The sequence below is a fragment of the Cellvibrio sp. genome (assembly GCF_053579595.1).
This window is the reverse complement of sequence record NZ_JBRFPI010000219.1, coordinates 1-7,623: the sequence shown is the minus strand read 5'-3', so window position 1 is coordinate 7,623 and position 7,623 is coordinate 1. Positions and strand designations below refer to the sequence as shown.

Here is a 7,623-nt window from a genome sequence, read left to right as displayed (position 1 = left end):
TTGAGCAAAGCTTTTAAATCTCTCACATGGCGACGGCTAATCACCGGGCGCAATTCTGTATCCGCCAAGCGCACTTGATACTGCCCCTGCGCATTGCGTTCCAGCGCTTCAATGTGCTTCACCGAAACCAACGAGTTGCGATGCACGCGCACAAAGCGCGCACCAAATTCTTCTTCCAACTCTTTTAAAGTTTCATCGAGCAAGTGTTCACCTGCACGATGATAAACGGTGACGTATTTGTGATCCGCGAGAAAATAGCGAACATCATCCAGCGGAATTAATTCAACCCCGCGTCGCGTTTTCGCAGTAATGTGAGTGCGCTGGTTCTCCGATTTAGGCTTGTTATCTTTTTGTGCGGCAACGCGCTGGATTTTGTTGAGCTTTTGCGCTTTCTCCAACACCTGCAACAACTGCTCGGCTTTTACCGGTTTGAGCAAATACCCCACGGCGTTGGTACCAAACGCATCCAGCGCATACTGATCAAACGCCGTGCAAAAAATCACTGCCGGCGCATCTTCCAATTCGGCAATATCCTGCGCCAGGCTTAAGCCATCGCGGCCGGGCATACGAATATCAAGCAAGACTATATCCGGGTCATGTTGAGTGATGGCGACTAGCGCGTCTTCGGCATTATCCGCTTCAGCGACCACCGAAAAACCGTCAATTTTTTCCACCATGCGCAGCAAGCGCTGCCGCGCGAGAGCCTCATCATCAACAATTAAAATATCCATCGTTATTGTCTCTGTCTTTTAGTAGTAGTCGCTATTAATTTTATGGTGATTACAGGGTTAACGGACAAAAAATGTAAGTGGTGAAAACACCGTTTTCCGCACTGCTGGATAAGCGCGCCGCCGTGCCGAAATGCGCGGTCAAACGGCGGCGGATATTATCTAACGCCATGCGGTTGTGGCGCGCCGACGCATCACTCTGATGATTATTTTTTTTCACCAACAAATAGGGGTTGGTGATAACGATGCTGAGCTGCTTATCATTTTGCGATACCTTGACGGTAATTTTCCCGCCTTTGGGCAGCGGTTCTATACCGTGGAAAATTGCATTCTCCACCAGCGGCTGCATCATCAGACTAGGAATTTTTATCGCCGGGTTGCAGCTGCTGATTTGCCAATCCAATTGCAAACGGCGACCTAAGCGCAGTTGTTCAATATCCAGATAGTGTTTGCACAATTCCAATTCGCGACCCAACGGAATTAAAGTAGGCTCCGCGAGGCTGGCGCGAAACAATTCTGACAGATCTTCCACTACGCGCTCGGCGGTGTCCGGATCAGTTGCAATCAAACTGGCGATTGAATTCATACTGTTAAATAAAAAATGCGGCCGAATACGCGATTGCAACGCCTGGATACGCGCTTGCATTTCCGCTTGCTGTTGGTTGCGCAACTGCTGCTGCAAATATAAATAACGCAGCAAAATACCCGATAAAATCGCTGCAATAACCATGTTGTTCAGCAGCAACCAGCCATCAAAACTGAATTCCTGATCGCCCACAAACGCCATGCCACTGGCACCGTAAATAATCCACTGCCCCGCGACACAAAGCACCAGTGTTATCGCCAATACCAATGCATAACTGACCACACCTGCACGCACATGATTCTGCCTGCCCAACCAAAAACGCAGGCGGCACAGAGCCACTGCGCTGAAGACCACGATCCATTGCACCTGTACGGAAATTAACGCGAGCTTGTCCCAATTAAAATGCTGCAAACCGGATGAGGCGCTAATAGTCAGCAGAACGGCCAATAATTCCGCAACCAATACGAGCAGGAAGACGGATTGGCTGCTGCACAAATCCGGCAAAAACGGAGTGGCCGGCTCGGCCGGTGCCGGGCGCGGTGTTCTTGTCCTGGTAGTAGGAGCCTTACTATTAGAGGCCTGGGAGCTGCTCATGAGCGTCTTCTTTAATCAGTGTTTAAATAAGCCTTGGGGCTATATAATGCGCGGCCTGCGGATCAGGGCAGTTTGCGTATTGATGTGCCGATACCAATGGTAGCCTAATCGCGCCCGACATCTCTTTCATTATTTCCAGTTTGTGGACACATGCTCATGAGCCAAAACGATCAGCCCATCAAACCCTGGGGCGGCCGCTTCAGTGAAGCCACCGACGCCTTCGTTGAGCGTTTCACCGCCTCTATCGGTTTTGATTACCGCCTCTATCATCACGATATCAACGGCTCCATCGCCCACGCTACCATGCTCGCCAAAGTCGGCGTGCTGACCGAAGCCGAGCGCGACCAGATCATCACCGGTTTGGAAGAGATTCGTGCAGAGATCGTTGCCGGTCAATTTACCTGGTCCATCAGCCTTGAACATCGAAGCGCTGCTCACCCAGCGCATCGGCATCACCGGCAAAAAGCTGCATACCGGACGCTCGCGCAACGATCAAGTAGCCACCGATATCCGCCTCTATTTGCGCGACGAAATCGATGCAATCGCGAAAGAATTGACTCGCCTGCAACAAGGTTTACTGCAAGTGGCTGAAGCCAATGCCGACACCATCATGCCCGGCTTCACCCATTTGCAAACTGCCCAGCCAGTGACTTTTGGTCATCATTTATTGGCCTGGTTTGAAATGTTGCAGCGCGATTATGGCCGCCTGATGGATTGCCGCAAACGCGTAAACCAATCGCCTTTGGGCGCTGCCGCACTCGCCGGTACCACCTACCCCATCGACCGCGCCTACACTGCGCAGCTGTTGGGTTTTGATGCACCGACCGAAAACTCGCTCGATTCAGTTAGCGACCGCGATTTCGCCATCGAATTTGCTGCTTTCGCCAGCATCCTGATGATGCACTTGTCGCGCGCGAGCGAAGAGCTGGTGCTCTGGACTTCATCGCAATTCAGCTTTATCGATCTGCCGGACCGCTTCTGCACTGGCTCGTCAATCATGCCGCAAAAGAAAAACCCGGACGTGCCTGAATTAGTCCGCGGTAAAACCGGCCGTGTGTATGGTCACCTGACGGCGCTTTTGACTCTGATGAAATCCCAACCTTTGGCCTACAACAAAGACAATCAGGAAGACAAAGAACCGGTATTCGATGCAATCGATACCGTAAAAGACTGCCTGCGCGCTTTTGCCGATATGATCCCGGCAATCCAACCGCGCAAAGAAAAAATGTACGAAGCAGCCAAACGCGGCTTCTCTACTGCAACTGATCTGGCGGATTACGTCGTTCGTCGCGGTGTACCTTTCCGCGATGCGCACGAGATTGTCGGCAAGTCAGTTGCCTACGGCGTGCAAACCGGTAAAGACTTATCCGAGATGAGCCTGGCCGAGCTACAACAGTTCTCTCCCGTCATCGAACAAGATGTATTTGCCGTGTTGACACTGGAAGGCTCAGTCGCCGCACGCAACCACATCGGCGGTACCGCACCGGCGCAAGTAAAAGCTGCCGTTGGTCGCGCCAAAGCGAGCCTTGAAAGCCGTAAATAAGTAAGTCACTTACTAAAAAATCCTTACATTGCGCTCAATGTGAGGATTTTTTATTATTACAAATCAATAAGTTAGTTAACAACTCTCCATTACGATCTGTCGATTGCCCCTGATCCAATCAGCATCCGGTTTTACTGTCACCAAACTCATCCCTTTATTCCCTCCAATCGCTGGTATTCGCACCAATATGGGCTAGCCTTTAAGTCTGGCAGCTTGTTTTTTGTCCAGATAAATACCGAGACGCGAATAAAAGGATATGGGTAAAAAATCATTGCATTCAGAAGAGTCTGAAGAGGCACTGGCAGCTAAAATTTTGCTGTTGGAGGAAGAGCTCGCGTCGCTGAAACAGTCCCTGCAAGCCCATCATGCCATTCGCCAATTGCGCGCATCGGCCGCCGGTGACTATGGCGCCGATGAGCAAAATGCACCAGCGCCCAGCGCTGGCACCAAAGGTAAAGCAACCGAAGGGCCGATTTTCGACGAAAGCTGGGTGATGGAAACGCTCAAGTTTTTAGTTAAACAACAGCATTCATCCAGCCCGTTACAAGTATTGGCGCAAGTGGGTAGATTATTGGACCTGCGCGAGATAGGCCTTTGGGGCTGGGATGCTCACTCCGCCAGTGTCAGTTTATTGAACCAGTGGGCCGCACAAGATCTGAGCGATACCACCCGACAACGCTTGCAACATCCGGATTGGCTCTACTTCCTGCTCAAACCGGAGTCCAGCTACTTTCGCCAACTGCGCGATGGCAATGCGCTTGCTCTTACCGCTACCGACCACGATTTGGCCGAAGCCACCCAGGGTCTGCGCGCGCTGGATATTTACAATAGCCTGATTATTCCCCTGTGCGAACAAACCCAATTGCGCGGTTTTATGACACTGCACCGCGACAACCCGCGCACTTGGCACGCGCAAGACACCAAAGCGCTCACCAGCCTGCTCGCCTGGCTGTTCCGCTTTATGCACCAGCACGAACAATTGCGCGTAATGGTTGACCGCGACACCCGCTACCAATATGCAATGGAAGCGACCAATGACGGCCTCTGGGATTGGAATTTACTAACCAACAAAATTTATTTCAGCCGCAGCTATCTGCGCATGCTGGGTTACGATTACGAAGACTTACCCGGGAACCTCGATACCCTGCGCGATTATTTTGTTCACCCGGATGATGTGGACACCATGCTCGGCGAATACCAATCTGCTATCGACAATCGACAAGAATCTTTGCAATTACAATTTCGCATGTTACATCGCGATGGCAATATTATTTGGGTGCATTCCAAAGCAAAATTTTTTGAACCCGATCATCAGGGCCACGCCAGCCGCTGCGTGGGAGTGAATACCGATATTTCCGATTTTATGAGTTCGCGCGAGGAACTGCTCAGCGCCAAAGCGCAAGCCGACCTCGCCAGCAAAACCAAAAGCGAATTCCTCGCGCGCGTCAGTCATGAAATCCGTACGCCGATGAATGCCATTATCGGCATAGGTTATTTGATGCAAGATACCCAGCTCGATGAACAGCAACAGAGTTATCTCACCAGCATCAATTCAGCCGCCGACTCGCTCTTGCAAATCATTAACCAGCTGCTCGATTTCTCCAAAATTGAAGCGGGGCGGGTCATTCTTGAATATGCCCATTTTGATCTAGACCAATTATTTGAAAAAATTTCGCGACTATTTGAAATCAGTGCACTGCATCGCTCGGTTAATATTGTGTACGACATCAAACCCGAAGTGCCGCGCTTCCTGCGCGGTGATGCCTCGCGCCTGAGCCAAATCCTCGGCCACTTGATCAGCAATGCATTTCAATATTCCAATACCAACCAAGTCATAGTGCGATTGGCGCGCAAAAGCCAAACCAGCAAACAAGTCGTGCTTGAGTTCAGCGTTGAGGATGCCGGCCTGGGCATGACGGAAGAAAAATTGGTGCACATCAAAGAGCGTTTGGTGTTTAACAAAAATACGCCAGAGACTGAAAAAAATACTTACGGTCTCGGTATCTGCAGCCACCTTGTACATTTAATGCAGGGCGACTTTAGCATCGATTCCAGCCTAAACAAAGGCTGTAAAGTCACCTTCAGCGCCGCATTTGAACACAGCCATCTGGGTGAAAAAACCCTGATCAACCATCCGCGCGATTTGAATAATATCCGCGCGCTGATTGTCGATGACAACACCATTGCGCGCACCATCATCGCCAGCACTGCGCGCAGTATTCATTTGCAAGTCGATGAAATAGATAACCCCATCGCCGCGATCGAGCGTATTCGCCAAGCCGATAATTTAGGACAGCCCTACCATTTTGTACTGCTCGACTACCGCATGCCCAACATGAATGGCTTGCAGCTCACTGGCTTGATTAAATCCGACCGCAGCCTCAAACAAAAACCGCGTGTGTTTTTAATTTCCGCTTACCATCGCGATGAAATTTCCAGTGCCGACCCCAATGCCATTTTAGTCGATGAATTTTTAAGTAAACCGGTGAGCGAATCGCGCCTGTTCGATGCCATCAGCCAAGCGATTGGGCGCGAGCAATTGCTGCAAGAAATTAGCCCGACAATTGTTACGCCAACCGATATTGAGGAGCTACTGGAAAATGCACGCATCCTGATTGCGGAAGACAATATCGTCAACCAGCAAGTCATCCGCGGCATTCTGAAATAGAAAAAAATCAACACCGTCATTGCCGCCAACGGTATTGAAGCCCTGAAATTATTGGAAAATGCCAGCGAGCCCTTTGATGTCATCTTAATGGATTTGGAGATGCCGGAAATGGATGGACTGGAAGCAACGCGGCGCATTCGTGCAGGGCAATTGCGCGCGAATAGTTTGCAACAGAATATTCCTATTGTTGCTGTTACCGCGCAGGCGATGCGCGGTGATCGCGAGCGCTGTTTAGCGGCGGGCATGAACGGCTATATATCCAAACCAGTCAACCCGGAACTACTCTACACCACCCTCGCCGATATTTTGCGCAAGAAAAAAGTCACTAACGGCAATTCGCACCGCTAAGGCCTATGTATTCACGTCCAATAGACATACACGATATCGATGAAGGCGTTGATCGCAAACAACTCAATCAACTCAAACAGCGGTTTCTGGATTTAAACCAACTGCGCCACCAGCGCACATGCGCAGCGCTACCTGAACGCCAGCAACAATTTTTGCAAGTGCTGCCACTCTTATTTCACGTTAACCATCCCATGTTGCCGGGTTATATTTCCCACAGTACACCCGCCGGTGTCTATCACTATGCACCCGGCAATGATGAATTGCGGTTGGCAAAAATTCTCGCGCGCAGTTTTCAATACAATCGCGACCTCACTGAAAAAAACATGGCGATAGACGCGCTGTTTATTATGGGCAGTGTCGGCACTATTGCACAAAGCGATTCAAGTGATCTGGATGTTTGGGTGTGCCATAGCCTTGCCGATGACCACGCATTTTTACCCGAGCTGGAGCGCAAGTGCCAACTGATCAGCCAGTGGGCTGCAGTACAGATTCATTTTGAGGTGCATTTTTTTTTAATGCGCAGCGATGAATTTTCCAGCCGGCGCACTCAATGTTTGAGCAGTGAAGCCAGTGGATCAGCGCAGCATTATTTATTGCTCGATGAATTCTACCGCACCACCTTGTGGCTCGCAGGAAAAATTCCGCTCTGGTGGTTTATCCCCGCATCGCAAGAACAGGATTACAACAGCTACCGCGAAAAATTATTAGGAAAACGCTTTCTTAATCGCAACGATGTCATCGACTTTGGCGGGCTGCCATCAATCCCGGCCAATGAATTTATTGGAGCTGGTATTTGGCAGCTCTACAAGGCGATTGAATCTCCCTACAAATCCGTATTGAAATTATTGTTGTTGGAAGTCTATGCAAGTGGCGAACTGGAGACAGGAATTGCTAATGCAACAGCAGCACCCAGTGAGGATACCTCCACGCAGATCAGCCTTTATCAAGACAGTATTAATGAAGCGCTCAGCCAACAAGATGCCGACAACCCAAATCCGAATCAGCAACCCAATAACAGCCTAATCAACGGCGAACCACTGGCGCTCAGTTTCAAACGTGCGATTTACGCACAAGACCCGGACGCCGACGCGCTCGATCCCTATGTGATGGTGTATCGCCGCATTGAGCAGTATTTGCAAAAACACAATCAGCTGCA

5 protein-coding genes and 1 pseudogene are annotated in these 7,623 nt (G+C 50.3%); 4 read left to right on the top strand and 2 right to left on the bottom strand.

Annotated features, from left to right (window positions below; translation table 11 throughout):
• Both ACWA6V_RS13745 and ACWA6V_RS13740 read right to left on the bottom strand, forming a co-directional pair.
• Positions 1–731: LytR/AlgR family response regulator transcription factor (locus tag ACWA6V_RS13745; protein ID WP_449523024.1), on the bottom strand; the 731-nt coding region annotated here is incomplete at its 3' end.
• Positions 732–780: 49 nt separating this feature from the next.
• Positions 781–1,908 (bottom strand): sensor histidine kinase, encoded by a 1,128-nt coding sequence (locus ACWA6V_RS13740; protein ID WP_449523023.1) that lies wholly within the window; start codon positions 1,906–1,908, stop codon positions 781–783.
• Positions 1,909–2,064: 156 nt separating this feature from the next.
• On the opposite strand from ACWA6V_RS13740, the pseudogene argH reads away from it, so the two are divergent.
• From argH to ACWA6V_RS13720, 4 genes and pseudogenes are all read left to right on the top strand, one after another.
• A pseudogene (argH, locus tag ACWA6V_RS13735) lies at positions 2,065–3,451 on the top strand (argininosuccinate lyase).
• Positions 3,452–3,707: 256 nt separating this feature from the next.
• A complete protein-coding gene (locus tag ACWA6V_RS13730) occupies positions 3,708–6,119 on the top strand; it encodes a histidine kinase dimerization/phospho-acceptor domain-containing protein (RefSeq protein WP_449523022.1) in 2,412 nt (803 codons plus the stop codon).
• Positions 6,120–6,125: 6 nt separating this feature from the next.
• Entirely contained in the window at positions 6,126–6,467 is a 342-nt protein-coding gene (locus ACWA6V_RS13725; protein WP_449523025.1) for a response regulator, read from the top strand.
• 5 nt (positions 6,468–6,472) lie between these two features.
• On the top strand, positions 6,473–7,623 hold a 1,151-nt coding region (locus ACWA6V_RS13720), incomplete at its 3' end, for a class I adenylate cyclase (RefSeq protein ID WP_449523021.1).

Bases quoted from the DNA above. Each gene is read 5' to 3' on its own strand.
- ACWA6V_RS13740 (WP_449523023.1), bottom strand. From the start codon at position 1,908: ATGAGCAGCTCCCAGGCCTCTAATAGTAAGGCTCCTACTACCAGGACA.
- ACWA6V_RS13730 (WP_449523022.1), top strand. From the start codon at position 3,708: ATGGGTAAAAAATCATTGCATTCAGAAGAGTCTGAAGAGGCACTGGCA.